The sequence below is a fragment of the uncultured Croceicoccus sp. genome (assembly GCF_947496385.1).
Taxonomy (GTDB): domain Bacteria; phylum Pseudomonadota; class Alphaproteobacteria; order Sphingomonadales; family Sphingomonadaceae; genus Croceicoccus.
In genome coordinates, this window is the sequence record NZ_CANMCP010000009.1 from 1 (window position 1) to 17504 (window position 17504).

The 17504-nt window shown below is 62.7% G+C and carries 18 protein-coding genes; 6 read left to right on the forward strand and 12 right to left on the reverse strand.

The annotated features are described in order from the left end of the window. Window positions 1-95 precede the first annotated feature (95 nt). The 8 genes from Q0897_RS12835 to Q0897_RS12870 form a co-directional block, all read right to left on the reverse strand. Window positions 96-1130 carry a tyrosine-type recombinase/integrase gene (locus Q0897_RS12835; RefSeq protein ID WP_299309842.1) on the reverse strand — a complete coding sequence of 345 codons (1035 nt, stop codon included), beginning with the start codon at window positions 1128-1130 and terminating at the stop codon, window positions 96-98. Then, window positions 1127-1318 (reverse strand): hypothetical protein, encoded by a 192-nt coding sequence (locus Q0897_RS12840; protein ID WP_299309843.1) that lies wholly within the window; start codon window positions 1316-1318, stop codon window positions 1127-1129. Before Q0897_RS12840 ends, Q0897_RS12835 begins: the two co-directional genes overlap by 4 nt. 66 nt (window positions 1319-1384) lie before the next feature. Next, window positions 1385-1654, reverse strand: coding sequence for a head-tail connector protein (locus Q0897_RS12845; protein WP_299309844.1), 270 nt, complete (start codon window positions 1652-1654; stop codon window positions 1385-1387). Then, window positions 1647-2831 (reverse strand): phage portal protein, encoded by a 1185-nt coding sequence (locus tag Q0897_RS12850; RefSeq protein ID WP_299309845.1) that lies wholly within the window; start codon window positions 2829-2831, stop codon window positions 1647-1649. Before Q0897_RS12850 ends, Q0897_RS12845 begins: the two co-directional genes overlap by 8 nt. Beyond that, on the reverse strand, window positions 2822-3364 hold the full coding sequence (locus tag Q0897_RS12855) for an HK97 family phage prohead protease (RefSeq protein WP_299309846.1): 543 nt from the start codon (window positions 3362-3364) through the stop codon (window positions 2822-2824). The genes Q0897_RS12850 and Q0897_RS12855 overlap by 10 nt, the downstream gene beginning before the upstream one ends. Beyond that, the gene (locus Q0897_RS12860) at window positions 3364-4584 is read right to left on the reverse strand and encodes a phage major capsid protein (protein WP_299309847.1); all 1221 of its coding nucleotides are present in this window, start codon (window positions 4582-4584) and stop codon (window positions 3364-3366) included. The genes Q0897_RS12855 and Q0897_RS12860 overlap by 1 nt, the downstream gene beginning before the upstream one ends. Before the next feature lie 72 nt (window positions 4585-4656). Beyond that, window positions 4657-5355: a hypothetical protein gene (locus Q0897_RS12865; RefSeq protein ID WP_299309848.1), complete on the reverse strand. Its 699-nt coding sequence runs from the start codon at window positions 5353-5355 to the stop codon at window positions 4657-4659. Window positions 5356-5432: 77 nt separating this feature from the next. Continuing rightward, entirely contained in the window at window positions 5433-5774 is a 342-nt protein-coding gene (locus Q0897_RS12870; RefSeq protein ID WP_299309849.1) for a hypothetical protein, read from the reverse strand. 117 nt (window positions 5775-5891) lie between these two features. Between Q0897_RS12870 and Q0897_RS12875 the strand changes: the two genes are divergently transcribed. Then, window positions 5892-6182 (forward strand): hypothetical protein, encoded by a 291-nt coding sequence (locus tag Q0897_RS12875; RefSeq protein WP_299309850.1) that lies wholly within the window; start codon window positions 5892-5894, stop codon window positions 6180-6182. On the opposite strand, the gene Q0897_RS12880 is transcribed toward Q0897_RS12875, so the two are convergent. From Q0897_RS12880 to Q0897_RS12895, 4 genes are read right to left on the reverse strand one after another with little or no spacing between them, the layout of a single operon-like run. Continuing rightward, the gene (locus Q0897_RS12880) at window positions 6179-7759 is read right to left on the reverse strand and encodes a terminase TerL endonuclease subunit (RefSeq protein ID WP_299309851.1); all 1581 of its coding nucleotides are present in this window, start codon (window positions 7757-7759) and stop codon (window positions 6179-6181) included. The two genes, Q0897_RS12875 and Q0897_RS12880, sit on opposite strands and share 4 nt — an antisense overlap. Then, complete coding sequence (locus tag Q0897_RS12885) at window positions 7749-8159, reverse strand: HNH endonuclease signature motif containing protein (protein ID WP_299309852.1); 411 nt, start codon at window positions 8157-8159, stop codon at window positions 7749-7751. The genes Q0897_RS12880 and Q0897_RS12885 overlap by 11 nt, the downstream gene beginning before the upstream one ends. Continuing rightward, window positions 8152-8364, reverse strand: a complete 213-nt coding sequence (locus Q0897_RS12890; RefSeq protein WP_299309853.1) for a hypothetical protein — start codon at window positions 8362-8364, stop codon at window positions 8152-8154. The genes Q0897_RS12885 and Q0897_RS12890 overlap by 8 nt, the downstream gene beginning before the upstream one ends. Further along, window positions 8361-10469 (reverse strand): AAA family ATPase, encoded by a 2109-nt coding sequence (locus tag Q0897_RS12895; RefSeq protein WP_299309854.1) that lies wholly within the window; start codon window positions 10467-10469, stop codon window positions 8361-8363. The genes Q0897_RS12890 and Q0897_RS12895 overlap by 4 nt, the downstream gene beginning before the upstream one ends. A 374-nt stretch (window positions 10470-10843) precedes the next feature. On the opposite strand from Q0897_RS12895, the gene pheS reads away from it, so the two are divergent. Genes pheS through Q0897_RS12920 form a run of 5 tightly spaced genes read left to right on the forward strand, consistent with a single transcriptional unit; the run spans window position 10844 to window position 17402 of the window. Further along, complete coding sequence (gene pheS, locus Q0897_RS12900) at window positions 10844-11944, forward strand: phenylalanine--tRNA ligase subunit alpha (protein WP_299309855.1); 1101 nt, start codon at window positions 10844-10846, stop codon at window positions 11942-11944. Beyond that, window positions 11941-14340: a phenylalanine--tRNA ligase subunit beta gene (pheT, locus tag Q0897_RS12905; protein WP_299309856.1), complete on the forward strand. Its 2400-nt coding sequence runs from the start codon at window positions 11941-11943 to the stop codon at window positions 14338-14340. The genes pheS and pheT overlap by 4 nt, the downstream gene beginning before the upstream one ends. 1 nt (window position 14341) lies before the next feature. Further along, a complete protein-coding gene (locus Q0897_RS12910; protein WP_299309857.1) occupies window positions 14342-15094 on the forward strand; it encodes an SDR family NAD(P)-dependent oxidoreductase in 753 nt (250 codons plus the stop codon). A 60-nt stretch (window positions 15095-15154) separates the two neighbouring features. Continuing rightward, on the forward strand, window positions 15155-16699 hold the full coding sequence (locus Q0897_RS12915) for a peptide chain release factor 3 (RefSeq protein ID WP_299309858.1): 1545 nt from the start codon (window positions 15155-15157) through the stop codon (window positions 16697-16699). A gap of 7 nt (window positions 16700-16706) precedes the next feature. Further along, the gene (locus Q0897_RS12920) at window positions 16707-17402 is read left to right on the forward strand and encodes an endonuclease/exonuclease/phosphatase family protein (protein WP_299309859.1); all 696 of its coding nucleotides are present in this window, start codon (window positions 16707-16709) and stop codon (window positions 17400-17402) included. Window positions 17403-17504: the final 102 nt, after the last annotated feature.

The following is a 17504-nucleotide window of genomic DNA, read 5'->3' on the forward strand; positions in this document are numbered from 1 at the left end:
AAAACCAAGGAGTCCTACCTCGGCTTCGTCGCGCTCGCTTCAGTCAAACTGTGGATACCCTTTGTCCACGAGGCCTAGTGTAGTGCTTTGTCTAACTATTCGGACGGGTTAGACACTCCGTAAGCCTTTTCCATCGCGCGGTTGGCGCGCTCTTCGTCTCCCGAATCCCCGGCATATCGCAGGTATTCGCGAACCGTTTTGTGCCCCGTGATCGCCATGCCGTCCTCGTTCGCCACGCCCCGTTCCATCAATCGGCGGGCAGCAGCCTTGCGCAATCCGTGGGGCGAGCAGTGGGGAAGGTTCGCAGCGATGCAGGCGGTTTTCACCATCTGATAGAAGCTTTTAGCGGTGTAAGCCGTGCCCCGGTTGTTTTCGAGCACCAGCAGGTCGCCTAGCGGTCCAGCCTCCAACGCTTCGCGCAACGGCTCCACAATCGGCACGTTGACCGCATTTGAGGTTTTGGATTGCTTCAAACGAATGCGCCCGCCCTCGATCGCAGCGCGGCTTAGAAATCGAACGTCCCCGCTCCGTTGAGCGCCGTAGAGCAGCAGTGCGAACGCCAGACGGGGTTTTGTGCCCAGCTGGTGCTTTGCCTCGAACTGGGCAAGCTCCTCCTCGCTCCAGCGGTGATAACCTTCTGTCTCCACCTTCGGGGGGCGAGTGTCTTTGACCGGGTCGAACGTCCCCGGCACGATGCCCTCACGTCGTGCGATGGTGAACAGCTGGGCGAGAAGCTTACGCAACCGGATCGCGGCGGTGGGCTTATGGCGCATCGCATTCATCATGGTCTGAATCCGTTTTGCGTCGAAAGCCCGCATGGGATCGTCACCGAAGGTTTTGCGAAAACGCTCTAAAACCCCGCGATAAACGGTCTTTGTTGATGGCCGAAGGTCGAGGAACGCCGAATCGGAATAGTAGCGTGCGATTACGTCGGAGACGCTGCCAGGGCTAATTCTGCCCGCGCCAATCGAAGGCTTTTCTTGACCAAGGCACGCGGCATATTCGCGCTCGAACTCCTTGGTGCCGAACGGTGCTCTGATATACTGAGAGGGGTAGCCCTTGCGGCGGAAACGATAACGAACCTTGCCGTGCCGGTCGGTGAACTTGCTCACATACTCCGGTTGTTTCATGACGCCGCCCAATCGCCTAGCCGGTTATCGAGGTCATCATTCCCCGCCAGATGCTCCAATCCTTTTGCCGGGGTGATCCGCATCTTGAAGCCCGCTCCCTCGATTTCGATGATCGAGTTCGTAGCTACTGATACCGATGCGGCATGATCCATGATTTTGCGTGGAATAAGGGCTTTGCGTCCGGCCATGGTCCTATGATGCCCCATTCCGCTCAGAATCCGAATCTTTAGACCGGCCATTTCCACCCATTGCCATCACAGCCGAACCTCCCGCAGCGGTGCCAGCAAGCGGCTTTCCCCTTCACTCTCGCGCACGTCGCCGCGCTCGTCATAGAGGATCGCGACACGCGCCAGCACGGCCACCTTGATGCGTGCAGGCACGGGTTCGATGCCGTCCCAAGCATCTGCGAAATCGCGCACCGCATCGGATGCCGCCGCAACCAGCAAAAGGATCGTTGCATTCTCATGGTTGTGCGTGATGCGCAGAAACTCTTTGGCTTCGCTCAGGGTCACAAGGTCAGTCATCGGAATGGTTTACCTCGCTTTCGACCGGGGTGTTACCGCCGACATCGCCGCGCGGGTTCCACCCCTCCACCTGCCGAACCTCGTCAGGGTCCAGAACGCCATTCGTCAGCGCGATCGCGTGCGCGTTCCAGCGGGTCGCCGGGTCGCCGCGCAGGAAGCCCGACAGGTCCAGTTCCAGTTCGAACGGCCCGCCGGTCGGAAACACCGAACGCGCAAACTCCGCCTCGATCTTGCGTGCCCAGCTGGACAGGCAGAACATGGCGAACCACCGGCCAGCGGTTTCGCAGTTCGTGAACGTGTTGTGCGCGTAATCCTGCACCAGCGGCGGGGGCACCTGAAACAGGCGGCAGATTTCTTCGGTCCCGAACTTGCGGGTCGAAAGCAGTTCCGCGTCTTCGGGCGAGATTTGCGCTTGCTGCCATTCCAGCCCGCCATCGAGGACCAGCGCCCGGCCAGCATTGCTCGCGCCAGCGTGGCGCGCGTCGAACTGTTCGCGCAGGTTCTTGCGCTGTTCGGCAGTCATCGCGCCGGGATGCTTGATAACGCCGGACGGCGATGCTCCGTTGGCGAGGAATTGGCGGGCATGGCGGTTTGCCAGATCCACCCCTGTCACCGCATCGGCGGCGCGTGAGAGGCGCGAACGGCCAATCAGGCCATCATCGGTGCGATCGCGAAGGTGCAGAACCTCGCCCTGCAACAGCCGCCGCACTTTGCCCCTGCCGTCGCCTACGTCATAGGCCAGCCGCCCGCTGGACAGCTCGGCCACCGTGACATTGCCCCAAGGGATATAGACCAGCCCGGCCAGCTGCCCGTTACCGTTGCGGATAATTTCGGCCAGCCCATTGCCGGTCAGCAGCGTGGAGCAAACCAGATGCGACACGAAATCAGGCCATGTCATGCCATCGTTGACGCCATAGCGAACCAGCTTCAAAAGCGGATGCGCCGGCACCTCGACACGCGCCGTGCCTTCGCGGCGATAAACCAGCGCCGGGATATAGCCCAGGCTTTCACCGATCACGTTGACGCAAGCCAGCACGCTGGACAGGTTTTCAGCTGCCCGCGCGTTCAAGCCAGCATAATATCCGGTATTCGATCCCAGCACGCCCCATGAGGGGTCAGCAGCATCGGAGCGGCGTTCAAAGCCCATGTAAGCCGCCATGCGGTCGATCATGCCCATTGTGCCGCCTCCGCCATCACCAGCACCCTACGGCGGCGTTCAGTTGTAGACATATGTCCACGATTGCGCAGGGCAATTTCCGTGCCCTCGTAGGCAGGCCATGCGCTCACGACGCTGATTTCCCGCAAGCCGATCGAGCGGAGCGTGCGCGTGCGCCCGTCCCATTCTTCGCCGCCTTCGGGAATGGTGAAGCCGAACGACATGCCGCCAAGATCACCGCGCTCGGCCAGCGCCAGAACATCGCGGCCTGCCGCCGTGTCGGGAACGTCGAGCGCGAACGCCAAGCCCTTGTCGTCTTCGCGCAGCTGGAGGGTGCCCGTCTTCGTGCGGCCCAGCACCTTGCCGGGGTCGTGATCCAGCAAGGCCAGAACATCGCCGTGCAAAGCCGAACGGAACGCGCCGGGGGCAATACGCTCCCGAAATGCGCCCAGATCGGCCTCGCGGTTGAACGTGGCGGCATAGCCCTCGATCCTGCGCCCAGCGGCGCGAAGTTCGACAGTGAACCGCCGTTCAAGGGTTGCCGCCGCGCCCATCAGATGATGATCCCCGTTGCCTTGGCGAAGGATGCCGGACGGCGAACGCCGAAATCGACCGTCGCCATGGCGCGGATCAGGAGATTGCCCTTGCTATATGCGCTTTCTGCATAGGGGTTCACCAGAATGTCGAGCTGCGACCAGATGCCGATCAGGAAATCGGCCCAGTTGCCATAGGCCAGCCCGTGTTCGTTGGTGCCTTCGCCAAGATCGCTCGGCGCCTGATTGGTGAATTGCACCGGCTCATTGTGGAACTGCTCGGCGATCGGGATGGCGCGGCCATCGGCATCGCGGAGTTTCATCAGATCGCCGCGAATGCCGTTGGTAGCGAGGAAGCCGCGACCGGCGGGAACGTTGGCGAGGTCCGCTGCCACGATCATATCCGCCGTGGTCGTGAACACATCGGTATCGAACGGCACCGCCGGAACATCCGAGTCATTCAGCAGGCCAAGCGGCTCTGCACCCGTGCCCGATCCATTCAGGCCCGCCCGGTCAATCTCCAGGGCAATATCGCGCGCCATCATCGAGCGCAGCAGCTGCTCAATGTTCGGGCTGGTCTGCATGACCATGTTCCGACTGATTTCCGAAATCACGCCAACGTGATGCGGCGAAAGGGTCAGGCTATCGAAGGTCGCATTGCCGGTCGGCAGGGCGGTATTCTCCGCGACCCAGCCGACATTAGGCGATCCGGTTTCGCGGGGGATTTCGACATTGCCGGTCAGGCCCGACAGCGTGGTCGCGCCCATCGTGGTCAATGCCGCCGTGGCGGTCAGCGCCGACACAAACTGGTCGGGGCGAAAGTCGGTCGGCAGGATCGCGCCGCTGTTCGAAGTCATCTGCACCGCGCGCTGTTCAAAGCATTCGGTCGGCACATAGAAGCCCTTGGGGGCGGCACCGGCACGCTTGGCGAGTTCGCCCTGCATCTCGCGTTCAAAGCCATCATCGACCGTGCCGGGGGCAATCTGCCCGACGATCGCACGGCAAAGGCTGAACTTGGAGCGCAGTTCGTTCGACAAATGTTCGTCCGTCGATCCGGTCAGAACGCGGCCCGTCTCCGATCGCTCGGCGGCTTCGATCTTCTTCTGGCGGTCAATCCTGCCATCGAGATTGCGCAGTTCGGTTTCTGCCGTCTCGAAAGCGGCGTTGTCGTCTTTGTCGTGTGCAGCGGTCATGCGGTCCACAATGGCCGCCCGCTGTTCCATGAGGTCCGCAGTTTTCATATGATAAGCCCTTCTATGTGGCCGGGGCACCATGCCCCGGCGCTCAGATTATCGTCTGCCTCGCGGCGATGATTAAGCATCCGGATTTTCCGGAAGTTCGGGGAATTCGACGTGCACAAAGGCGCGTCCAGCTTTTGTCAGCAGAGTGCTGGCGAGACTTTCAAAATCGAGCACAAGTGCGGGACCAGCCAATCGGGGGTCGCCGCTCGTCATTTCATCACGAGCCTTATCAAAACTTTCGTGAAAAAGATGCTGCCCGTTCGCCCACCAGATGAACAACTGACCAGGAATCAAACCGGTTTTAAATCGGTCGCGATAGACCTGATGGGCCAGCCATTCGGCTTTATCTCCCCACCGGTGGGATTCCTCCAAGTTATCGGGAAGTTCGACGCGCGCGATGTTCGCCGCTTTACGCAAGGCCTCAAACATATCTGCGTTTTGCGCCAAGAGCATATTTGGCAATCCACGCGCTTCGTTCGTCCGCTCGTGATCGCCCTCATAGGCGTTGTTCCAAAGAAGCGCGCGATAACCGATTCCCATTCCGCACCATTCGGCAACGTCGGCAGCTTCGAGCAGCGGAACACCGCGATCGGAAAGCAGCTTAGTGGCCATCATGCCGCCCATGTCGAAAAGGTCGTAACGTGCATGGCCTTCATCGCGCTTGGTCAGAACGCCCCGACGCCGCCAGTCGCGCTGCGTCATGGTGCTAACGCCGGTAATACTCTCCGCCTCGGCGGGAGTGAACTGAGTCAAAGTCAGGATACGTTTCATTCATGAGTAGCTACCACGGTTTTTAGACCGTGGCAAGTTATCACGCTTCCCCGCCCGCCAAAGCGGGGGATAACCTGTCAGCAGTCCAAGCCCGGAGTGCCCTGCGGCAGATCGTCAATGCCGTGATCGGGTTCGCTGATCGGACAGCCGGGGCCATATCCGCGCTTGGTAGGGCCGGTGTAATAGTCCTCGTCATACTGCCCCGCCGGGTCGTCGTCCTCAAGGTCGGGGTCGCCGTCGATCGTGTCGAGCATCTCCACCAGCGCCTCGACCGCAGCCGCGATTTCCTCCCGATCGACATAGCCTTGGATCAGGAAACGAGATTGCGCCGTCGCAGGTTCGGGAAAGAACGCGACGTAAGGCGGGGTATGCTGGGGGGTGACAGGACGGATTCCGCCTGTAGGGATATTGGTAGCCATAGTTCGCTCCGTAATAGCGTGTTGTGGTTAGGGCCGGACGGTCGTTGGTAGCTTCCGTCTGGCCCGAGCGTTACTAACAGCCTTGTGTTACTAGCGTCAACCCGTTACTAGCAACACATGGCACTTTCCAATGCAGAACGACAGCGGCGATACCGCGAGAGACTGAAAGCCCAAGCGCACCAGACGCCGGAGGCTGTCGCTGAAACCGTGAACCAATGGGTTCTTGGCCTTGCCGCCGCTTGGGATGATCTCCAGCCCGAAGATGCCCCATGGCGGGACTATATCGCGAATGCCGGGATTTCTGAACTCAAAGCGTTGGCTGACCCTGAAAAAGCGGAAACTAAGCAGCAGCGCGAGGCATTGCGCCGCGTGCGCCTCGTCCTAGACGCCCTCGCGTTACGTAACTAAACCCACATAACCCCGCCACCGCGATAGACTTCCGGTCCTTCGTCGGTCGCGGCCAGACCGCAAGCCATGATCGCAGACACGATCCCGTCGATGCGATCGAGCGATTTGTTTTTCGCGGGCTTGCGGTTCCCGGCGGGGTCGGTTTCGACAATCACATTACCGGCCTGCCAGCGCAGCAGCGGGTTATTGTTGTGCTGCATCTTACGCGCCAGCACCGCCGTTTCGAACGCATCCACAGCCGCCGCATAGGATTTGAACCCCGGCACGAAATCTGTCATCGGCAGGTCAATGCCCTCGTCGGATAGCAGCTTGTTCAACCGCGCAATCTGCCAGCGATCGAACGCGATCCCCTGCACATCATACCGGCTTCGAATGTCGGCCAGCTGCAACGCAATGGCGAGGTCATCGCGCGAATTGCCAACCGTAACATCGGCCCAGCCCTCTTGTGCCCAGCGGTCATAGGGCACCCGGTCGCGCTCCACCCGCAAGGCGATCGTGTCCTTCGGCAACCAGTGCCACGCCAGCAGCTTGCCGTGATCGGGGAAATACAGCGCCAGCGCGGTCAGGTCGCGCGTGCTGGACAGATCAAGCCCGCCATAGCAGCGCGCCCCTTCCAGCTCGATCGGGTCGAACGCATCGCCATTCGCATCCCAATCGGCTTGTTCGATGAACCGGCCTTCCGCCGCCACCCGCTGGTTGAGGTTGAGCAGGCGGAACGCGGGCGCAAAGGATGGCGAACGCATCGCCATTGCCGCCGCGTCCTGAAACTCAGCTTCGTTGAGGAACGCCCCCAGCGCGGGGTTCGCCATTGCCCATGCTTCCCGGTCATCGAGCGCGCATTCGTCAGGAGCCGCGTGCAGCTGCGTGTAAATGCTCGGCATCGGTTCCGCGTCGAGGAACTCGCTCCAGAAATGCAGATCGTCCGCTGCCTGCGTCGAGATGGTCACGCCAAGCGCATGATTGCGCTTCGCCATGCCGGTGCGCAGGTTGTCCCACAGTTCCCGGCTCCGCCATTGTGCCACCTCGTCCGCGATCCAGAACGACGGGGCAAGGCCATGCGCTTTCTTCGCGTCGGACGTAAGCGCCCGCCAGATCGAGCCGGTTTCGTGGTCGGTGATTTCCTTCGTCTGGTCGCGAATATTGACCCGCGCCGCCATCCAAGGTGTTTCGTAGATGTAGGCGTTCACCATGCGGTAAAGCACGCCAGCCTGTTCACGATCGAGCGCCGCCGCATAGCATTCGCCATAGGGTTCGCTCAGCGGCCCCATCAGGTGCCCAATACTCAATCCCGCCAGCAAGCCGCTCTTGCCGTTACCGCGCGCTACGCTCAGCCCGGCAAGGCGCACCAGCCGCTCGCCATCGCTCTCGGCATAGACCCCGCGCACGAATTGCTCTTGGAAATCCAGCACCTCCATGCGCTCGCCAGCTTTCAGGCCCGACACGATCGGCAAAGTGCCCAGGAACGCCAGCATTCGATCGGCGGCAGGCATCCCCTCCTTTTCCCAAGGCTGTTTCGTATCGACGGCCCGCGCCGCCACGGCTTTCAGCTTGCCGGACCCCGGCCCCCTAGCGCCCATTGCGGCCTCCCATACGACTACGTTTGTAAACTAACTGATTATTCGGGACGAGGGGCGGTCTTAGGCCGTCAGCCCTGAGCGATTTTCCAGACCACGGATGCGCCGCATCGAGCGGGTTGCCATCAGCATCGCATCCCTTGCGCGGCTTGCTCGATCGCACGGCACCAGCCTCCGTTCCGCGTGCCGTCTTCGCTGAATGACAGGCAGGGCAATAGCTGGTCAGCCCGTCATGACCGGGGAAGGCAGGCCCGCCCTCGCTGATAGGCACCACATGATCGACCGTGTTTGCGATGACGTAGGCATTCCCCATCGCCTCGCAGCCTTTGCAGAACGGTTCGATCGCCAAGTGCGCCTTGCGTAGCTTCTGCCAGTTGGCGGTGTTGTAAGGCCAGTCAGCCACGAACGTCTCCTATGATCGAGATGACGTGCAGGTGCTTGAGCGTCCCGGCCAGCTTCACAGCCCGCGCCCTCGATACGCCGCCATGACGCAACAGCGCCTCGATCTCGCGAACATTGAGGGGTCGGCTCACCATGTCCAACACCTGCAATGCGGTCGCTCGCTGCTCTGGCGTGTAGCTCTCGATCAGTGTGCGAAGGTCGGTCATCGGTTCGCCCTCTCAATGCGTTCAGCGGTTTCGGCAAAGCTTTGCCCGATCCATCCCTCCCGGTCGTTTCGAACGTCTAGGTCATCATCATAAGGGGGCGGGGGGCCATCAGGCCCGGCCCCCGATATATCTTTAGATATAGGGTGTGTGTTCGGAACGGTTCGGAAGGGGGTTCGGATAGGTTCGGAAGCGGTGTTCGGAAGCGGTTCGGAAGCCGGTTCGGAAGCGTCCGGATTAGCCTCCACGATGATGGTTTTCGTATCGTTGCCCTTGCGCTTGACCTGTTCGGTCTTGATCGCGCCGATGTGGAATAGGCGCTCCATTGCTCGCGCCAGCGCCTGTTTTTTCAGCCCGTTTGCCTCAGTCATTTCGGCGAAGCGAGCGGGCGCGTAATTCGGTCCAATGGATGGCCCAACTTCGCGTCCTTCTGTCTTCATGCGAGCGCGGAGGCATCGCAGGAACGTTTCGTTATCGCCGTTCAGCTTAATTGTTTCTGCCATCTCAGCGCGGGTGTCGGCAGGAACTTCCGTTTCCAATACGAACGCGCCCTCATGCCATTGCAGGCTGACTCCGCCCCCGGCCTGTGCATAGTTCGCCTTCGGGTTTGTCAAAATGCGCAGATCGGGGTTGTTGCATTCTTCGGGCCTTGCCAGCAGCATCCGCGAACGGAACTGGTTATTGTAGGCAACCGAACCCAAGTAATCCTGCCCGGCTTTGTTGGTGTGATGCAGTAGGACAACCGCACCGTTCCGGCGCGTGGCGAGCGTGCCCAGCCAGTGCGCGAAAGGTGCAACCTCGTCGACGGCGTTATGGTCTATCCCGGCAATCTGAGATGCGTTGTCGAGGATCAGTAGCCCGATATTGAGCCGCTCAACCAAACGTTCGATCTTTCGGCCAAGAGGCATAATGCGTAGGCCATTATCATCAGCCGTGGCGAGGAACGGGCTTTCCTCTTCGGTATAGGATACAAGGCGCAGCTTGCCGCTCAGTGCCGACATGGGAATGCCAAGCACCTCGCAAATGGATTCCTGCCGTCGCCACAGTTCGTCCGCGTCGTCTTCCCAGCTCAGATAAGCGGCGTTCGCTTGCCGCGTTTTTAGGCCCATGAACGGACGCCCAAACGCGACGCATGTCGCCTTGATTTGCGCCAGCAGGGATTTACCTACACCGCCATCGCCTGCCAGCAGCGTCGCTTTGTTCTTTGGAACCCAGCCCTCGATTATCCATTCGCGGGCGGGCGCCTTTTGAGTTGAGCATGCTGCAAGGTCCAGTTCGGGCCAATCGTCATCGCCTGCATTGGCGTTATCGACCAGCTCGCGCAGGTCATCCGGCGTGCCCATCCAATCGAGAATATCGCCTTTCGCGGGTAGGCCCGGCAGTTCGATAATATGCGCAGTGCCTTCGGCCCGCTCGATCGCCTCTTTCGCGTTCTCAGCCAGCTTTGCCCCGGCCTCGTCATTGTCGGGCAGGATATAGACCGTGCGACCCTTCACATAGCCGCTGAACTCGTAGCCCTTCCAATCCTTATGCGAGGTCGCCAGCAATCCCCAACTCGCCAGCTTGTCCGCCTTAGATTCACCTTCCGCCATGTAGATCGGCAGATCGCGACTCGCTGTCACCAGATCGGACAGGCGATAAGGAACGGTGTGGTCACCTTTGCCAGATGCCCAGCCGCCCCTTTCGTTCAAATGGTCATAGGCGAACTCTTTCGCCCGCCCTTCGCGGCCCGGTTCGATGCGGTGCTTGCGATAGATCGTTTCGCCATCACCGTTCGTAAACTGGAACGTTGCAGCGATTCGCTGTCCATTCCCCAAGCGCACCGCATGGTCGCGCGCAGGCTCGGCTTTCCCGATCGGCGGATGCCAGGGGATATTGTCGTTCCCGGAAAGCCGTGGGGGCAGGACGCCAGCCGCGCGCAATTGATCCTTGATCGCCAAGGGGTCGCCCTCGTTCGCGGAATGGATCAGGACGCCATCAGGTGCGCCGGGGGCAAGGCTCGCCCAGCTTCCCCGGTCGGCCTTGCTATGACCCGGCGTCGGGAAGCACGCGCGATTGCCGCGAACCTCGCCGCCCATGACAGATGCGATTGCGTGCAGGTCGGTCATTGCACAGCCCTCCCGTTGCCGGTAGGATTGCGATCGCCAAGTGCTGCCTTGCTTTTGGTTTTAGCCCTCGCGTTGGTTGCAGCCTTCGCGGGGGTTTTTATTTTTCGCTTCGGCGGTGGATCAGCCAAAAGGTTAGACAGCGAGAATTTGTAACCCGCAGTCCACCGTGGAGACAAAGTGCCGGTTAGACGCCGTAAGGGGTTTGATTCTGCTCGATTGTTCATGCCCTCGCGGGGCATGCAGTTTTTCATTTCATTCGACATGATGCGCGGGTCACTCTTTGGATTCGCGACGTGGCGGGCCATAGTTGCCCTTTGCTTCGGCCCTGCTAGACAGCGCGGCACAAACCTTGCCGAAGACCAATGAAAGATACGATGGCCGATATTGATCAGCTGCGCGCCGATGCAATGGCGCAGATTGCCGCGTCCCGGACCCTCGACACGCTCGACGGCGTGCGGGTTGCGTTTCTGGGCAAGCAGGGCAGCATCTCGCTTTTGATGAAGACGCTGGGCAAGATGACGCCCGAGGAGCGCCAGGTCGAAGGACCGAAGCTCAACGGCCTGCGCGCCGAGGTGACCGACGCGGTCGCGGCGCGCAAGGCCGCTTTGGAGCAGGCGGCGCTCGACGCGAAGCTTGCGGGCGAGACGGTCGATCTGTCGCTGCCAGCCGCCGATGTCCCGGTCGGTTCGGTCCACCCGGTCAGCCAGGCGATGGACGAGCTGGCCGAAATCTTCGCGGACCTGGGCTTTGCCGTCGCGACGGGACCGGAGATCGAGGACGACTGGCACAATTTCACCGCGCTCAACATGCCGGACACCCATCCGGCCCGCGCGATGCACGACACGTTCTACTTCCCGGACAAGGATGACGAGGGGCGCGCGATGCTGCTGCGCACCCACACTTCGCCGGTGCAGATCCGGTCCATGGTCGAAGGCGGCGCACCGGTGCGTATCATCGCGCCGGGCCGCACCTACCGGTCGGACAGCGATGCCACCCACACGCCGATGTTCCACCAGATCGAGGGGCTGGTCATCGACCGGAACATCCACATGGGCCATTTGAAATGGACGCTGGAAACCTTCCTCAAGGCGTTTTTCGAGCGGGACGATATCGTGCTGCGCCTGCGCCCGAGCTATTTTCCCTTTACCGAACCGTCGGCGGAGGTCGATGTCGGCTACAGCCATGAAAAGGGCCGCCGTGTCATCGGCGGGGCGGGCGACGAGCCGGGCCATGGCTGGATGGAAGTGCTGGGCAGCGGGATGGTCAATCGCCGGGTCATTGCGGCCTGCGGGCTGGACCCCGATGAATGGCAGGGCTTTGCATTCGGCTGCGGGATCGACCGGCTGGCCATGCTGAAATACGGGATGGATGATTTGCGCGCGTTTTTCGATGGCGATCTGCGCTGGCTGAAGCATTACGGATTCGCGGCGCTCGACGTGCCGACGCTCTCCGGCGGCGTGGGAGTGGCGGCATGAAGTTCTCGCTGTCCTGGTTGAAGGATCATCTCGACACCGATGCGACCGTCGACGAGATTGCCGCGAAGCTGACCGCGATCGGGCTGGAGATCGAGGGCGTGGAAAACCCGGCCGAGGATCTGGCCGGCTTTCGCGTGGCGAAGGTGCTGACGGCGGAAAAACATCCCGACGCGGACAAGCTGCAGGTTCTTTCGGTCGACAGCGGCGATGGCCAGCCGCTCACCGTGGTCTGCGGCGCGCCCAATGCGCGGGCGGGGCTTGTCGGCGTGCTGGGCCTGCCCGGCGCGGTGGTGCCGTCGAACGGCATGGAAATGCGCAAGGCGGCGATTCGCGGTATCGAATCGAACGGCATGATGTGTTCGGCGCGCGAACTCGACATGGGGCAGGATCACGACGGCATCATCGAATTGCCGTCCGATGCGCCCGTGGGCACGGAATACGCCGATTATGCCGGGCTCGACGATCCGGTGTTCGACGTGGCGATCACGCCCAACCGGCCCGATTGCATGGGCGTTTACGGCATCGCGCGCGATCTGGCCGCGGCGGGGCTGGGCACGTTGAAGCCGGTCGATGCCGCGCCGGTTGCGGGCGAGGGGCCGTGTCCGGTGGACATCCGGATCGAGGATCGCGACGGTTGTCCCGCGTTTTACGGGCGGGCGATTCGCGGCGTGACCAATGGCCAGAGCCCGGACTGGATGCAGGCGCGGCTGAAATCCGCGGGCCAGCGGCCGATTTCGGCGCTCGTCGACATCACCAATTACGTGATGCTGACCTATGGCCGGCCCAGCCACGCCTATGATCTGGCGAAATTGTCGGGCGCGGTCACGGCGCGGCGGGCGAGGGATGGGGAAACCGTCACCGCGCTTAATGAAAAGGAATACACGCTCGACGATACGATGCTGGTCATCGCGGACGAGGCGGGCGTGCACGATATCGCGGGCATCATGGGGAGCGAGCATTCGTCCTGCACCGATGCGACGACGGACATATTGCTGGAGGTCGCCTATTTCGACCCGGTGCGCATCGCGCTGACCGGGCGGAAGCTGAACCTCACCAGCGATGCGCGCAGCCGGTTCGAGCGCGGTATCGACCCCGGTTTCGTGAATGACGGGCTGGAACTTCTGACCCGGCTGATCCTCGACATTTGTGGGGGAGAGGCGAGCGAGGTGCGCCATGTGGGGGCACCGCCCGCCGCGGACAGGACGGTCGCTTTCGATCCGGCGTTGACCCGTTCGCTGGGCGGTATGGATGTCCCGCACGCGACGCAGCGGGACATTCTGGAGCGGCTAGGCTTTACCGTGACGCAGACGCAGGACCACTGGATCGTGGCGGTGCCGGGGTGGCGCCCGGATGTCGATGGCGCCCCCGATCTGGTTGAGGAAGTCATTCGCATTCATGGGCTGGACGCGATTCCCTCGGTCGCCCTCGACCGGGCAGAGGGCGTCGCGCAGCCGACCGTCACGCCGGAGCAGGCGCGCGAACGGCGCGTTCGGCGGGCCGCCGCCGCACGGGGCCATCACGAGGCGGTGACCTGGTCCTTCCTCCCCATGCCGGTGGCCGAGGCTTTCGCGGATGGCCAGCCCTGGGTACTCGCCAATCCGATCAGCGAGGACATGAAGGCGATGCGCCCCTCGCTCATCCCCGGCCTGCTGATGGCGGCGCAGCGCAACATGGCGCGCGGCGCGGACAGCGTGCGGCTGTTCGAGATCGGCCGCCGCTATCTGCGCGGCAAGGGCGGGGCGAGTGACGAACGGCTGACGCTCGGCCTCGTCATGGCGGGAGAGAAATCGTCGCGCGGCTGGCAAGCGGGCAAGGCGCGAATGTTCGATGCCTTCGATGCGAAGGCGGAGGCGATGGCCCTGCTCGACGCGGCGGGCGCGCCGGTCGAAAACCTGCAGGTGATGGACGAGGCGGGCGAACAATTCCATCCCGGGCAGTCGGCGACGCTGCGGCTCGGGCCGAAGAACGTGCTCGCCCGGTTCGGCACGCTGCACCCGCGGATCGCGAAGGCGTTCGACCTCAATGGCGCGGTCATGGCGGTGGAAATCTTCCTCGACGCGATTCCGGCGAAGAAGGGCGAGCGCAGCTTCACGCGTGCGTCCTACGCCCCGCCTGCGCTGCAATCGGTGATGCGCGATTTCGCATTTCTCGTGCCTGACGAGGTCGCCGCCGGCGATCTGGTCAAGGCGGTGAAGGGCGCGGACAAGAAGCATGTCGTCGAGGCGCGTATCTTCGACGAATTCCGCGGGGCCGGCGTCGCCGAGGGGCACAAGTCGATCGCGGTCGAGGTCGTGCTTCAGCCGCACCAGGCGAGTTTCACCGAAGACGATCTGAAAGCGATCAGCGATGCCATCGTTGCGGCGGCGGCAAAGCGCGGCGCGGTATTGAGAGGCTGAGATGGCAAGAACGGTTCTGATCACGGGCGCGACGGCGGGTATCGGCGAGGCTGCGGCCCGCGCGTTTGCAGGCGCAGGCTGGCAGGTCATCGCGACCGGGCGGCGGCAGGAGCGGCTCGACGCGCTGGCGCAGGATCTGGGCGAGGCGGTCCTGCCGCTGGCCTTCGACATTCGCGATGCGGCGGCGCGCGATGCGGCAATCGGCGGTCTGCCCGAACGGTTCGCCGGGATCGATCTGCTCATCAACAATGCCGGGCTGGCGCTGGGTTCGGGGCCGGCGGTCGAGGCGAACCTGTCCGACTGGCACACGATGATCGAGACCAACGTGACCGCGCTGGTCGGGTTGACGCACCGACTGCTGCCGCTGCTGATCGAACGCAAGGGCGCGATCATCAACCTGTCGAGCGTGGCGGGCACATACCCCTATCCGGGCGGCAACGTGTATGGCGGGACGAAGGCGTTCGTGACGCAATTCTCGCTCGGCCTGCGCGCCGATCTGCACGGCACCGGCGTGCGCGTCACCAATATCGAGCCGGGCATGGTGGATACCGAGTTCACCTTCGTGCGCAATGGCGGCGACCGGGAGGCGGCCGATGCGTTCTATCGCGGGGCGGACCCGATGACGGGCGGCGATATTGCCGAAACGATGCTCTGGGTGGCGCAGCTGCCGCCGCATCTCAACATCAACCGGCTCGAACTGATGCCGGTTACGCAGAGCTTCAACGGCTTCAACGTCGCCCGCGACGAGGGCTGAACTCCGCGACGGCGATACGCGATATTGCTACCATGCGCCCGCGCCCCTAAAGCGCGGGGCATGACAGCCATTCCGCAGCGGCGCACATTCGCCATCATCTCCCACCCCGACGCGGGCAAGACCACGCTGACCGAGAAGCTGCTGCTTACCGGCGGCGCAATCCACCTGGCCGGCGAGGTCAAGGCGCGCGGGCAGGCGCGGCGTGCCCGGTCCGACTGGATGAAGATCGAGCAGCAGCGCGGCATCTCGGTCACAAGCTCGGTCATGACGTTCGAGCGGACGGATGCCGATGGCAACGTCATCACCTTCAACCTGCTCGACACGCCGGGGCACGAGGATTTTTCCGAGGACACCTATCGCACGCTGACCGCCGTCGATTCCGCCATCATGGTGATCGACGCCGCGAAAGGCATCGAGCCGCAGACCCGCAAGCTGTTCGAGGTGTGCCGGCTTCGCTCGGTGCCGATCATCACCTTCGTCAACAAGGTGGACCGCGAAGGGCGCGAACCGTTCGAACTGCTCGATGAAGTGGCCGACATGCTCGCGCTCGACGTGTGTCCGATGAGCTGGCCCATCGGCACCGGCGGCCGGTTCGAAGGCGTGCTCGATTTCGCGAGCGGGAAAGCCGCGCGTCCCGAAGGGCCGTCGAAGGAATTTCTCGGCAAGCGGGACGCCGATCCCGAAATGCCCGAGGAATTCGCAGAGCAGGCCGAGCTTGCGCAGATCGGCTACCCCGAATTCGATATCGACGCCTATCGCGGCGGCGACCTGACGCCGGTCTATTTCGGGTCGGCGCTCAAGAATTTCGGCGTGACCGAACTGATCGAGGCGATCAGCGCGTTTGCCCCGCCGCCCCGGCCCCAGCCGACCGAGGCGGGCGAGGTGGCCCCGACCCGCGACGAGGTTTCGGGCTTCATCTTCAAGGTACAGGCGAACATGGACCCGCAGCACCGCGACCGCATCGCGTTCATGCGGATGGTGTCGGGCACGTTCAAGCGCGGCATGAAACTGACGCCGAGCGGGCTTGGCAAGCCGATCGCCGTGCATTCGCCCATCATGTTTTTCGCGCAGGATCGCGAGATTGCCGATGCCGCCTTTCCGGGCGACATCATCGGCATCCCCAATCACGGCACGTTGCGCGTGGGCGATACGCTGTCGGAGAAGAACGACATCCGTTTTACCGGCCTGCCCAATTTTGCGCCCGAAATCCTGCGCCGCGTGATCCTGAAGGATCCGACCAAGACGAAGCAATTGCGAAAGGCGCTCGATGACCTTTCGGAGGAAGGCGTGATCCAGGTGTTCTACCCCGAGCTTGGCGGGCAATGGATCATCGGCGTGGTCGGGCAATTGCAGCTCGAGGTGCTCGTGTCCCGGCTGGAGGCGGAATACAAGGTGGAGGCGATGCTGGAGCCGGCGCCGTTCGATACCGCGCGCTGGATCCGGGGCGATGAAAAGGCGCTCGACGAGTTCGAGAAATACAACCGCGCCAATCTGGCGAAGGACCGCGACGGTGATTTCGTGTTCATGGCAAAGTCGGCGTGGGATGTCGGCTATCAGCAGGAACGCAATCCCGATCTGACCTTTTCCGCTACGAAGGAGCGTTAGGCCAGCCGTGCAGTTGAAATTCGCCAGCTACAATATCCACAAGGCGGTCGGGCTGGACCGGCGCCGCGATCCGGATCGCATTCTGGCGGTGCTGCACGAGATCGACGCGGACATCATCGCGCTCCAGGAATGCGACCGGCGTTTCGGGACGCGCGAAAGCGTTCTGCCGCGCGCGCGGGTGGAGGATTCGCCCTATCGCGCCGTCCCGCTCGATACCCGGCCGCTGTCGATGGGGTGGCACGGCAATGGCTTTCTCGTTCGGAAAGGCGTGGAGGTGATCGAGGCGGCCACGATCGCCCTGCCCACGCTGGAGCCGCGCGGCGCGATCCGGCTCGATGCCGTGATCGACGGGCAGCGCGTTCGGGTGGTGGGCATGCATCTCGACCTGTCGGGCCTGCGCCGGAGGCATCAGGCGGAGGCCGTGCTCAGCCATCTCGGCGGGTGCGAGGAATGCCCGACCGTGTTGATGGGCGACACCAATGAATGGGCCGGGCGCGGCGGGGTATTCCGCGTGTTCGACGGCGACTGGACCGTGCTCGACAGCGGGCGCAGCTTTCCTGCGCGCCGCCCGCTTGCCCGCCTCGACCGAATCATCGCATCGTCCGAATGGGATTGCGTGGACACGGGGGTGCATCACTCCGCGCTCGCCTCGCGCGCATCCGATCATCTGCCCGTGTGGGCGCGGCTGCACTGCGACGGTTGACGGCTATGAATGCCCAAAAAATGGGCAGGCGATGCGCCTTGCCCAAATGAGAGGCGCCGGATTTAACCATTCCTTTACCGCCATTTTACGCAACACCCTGTT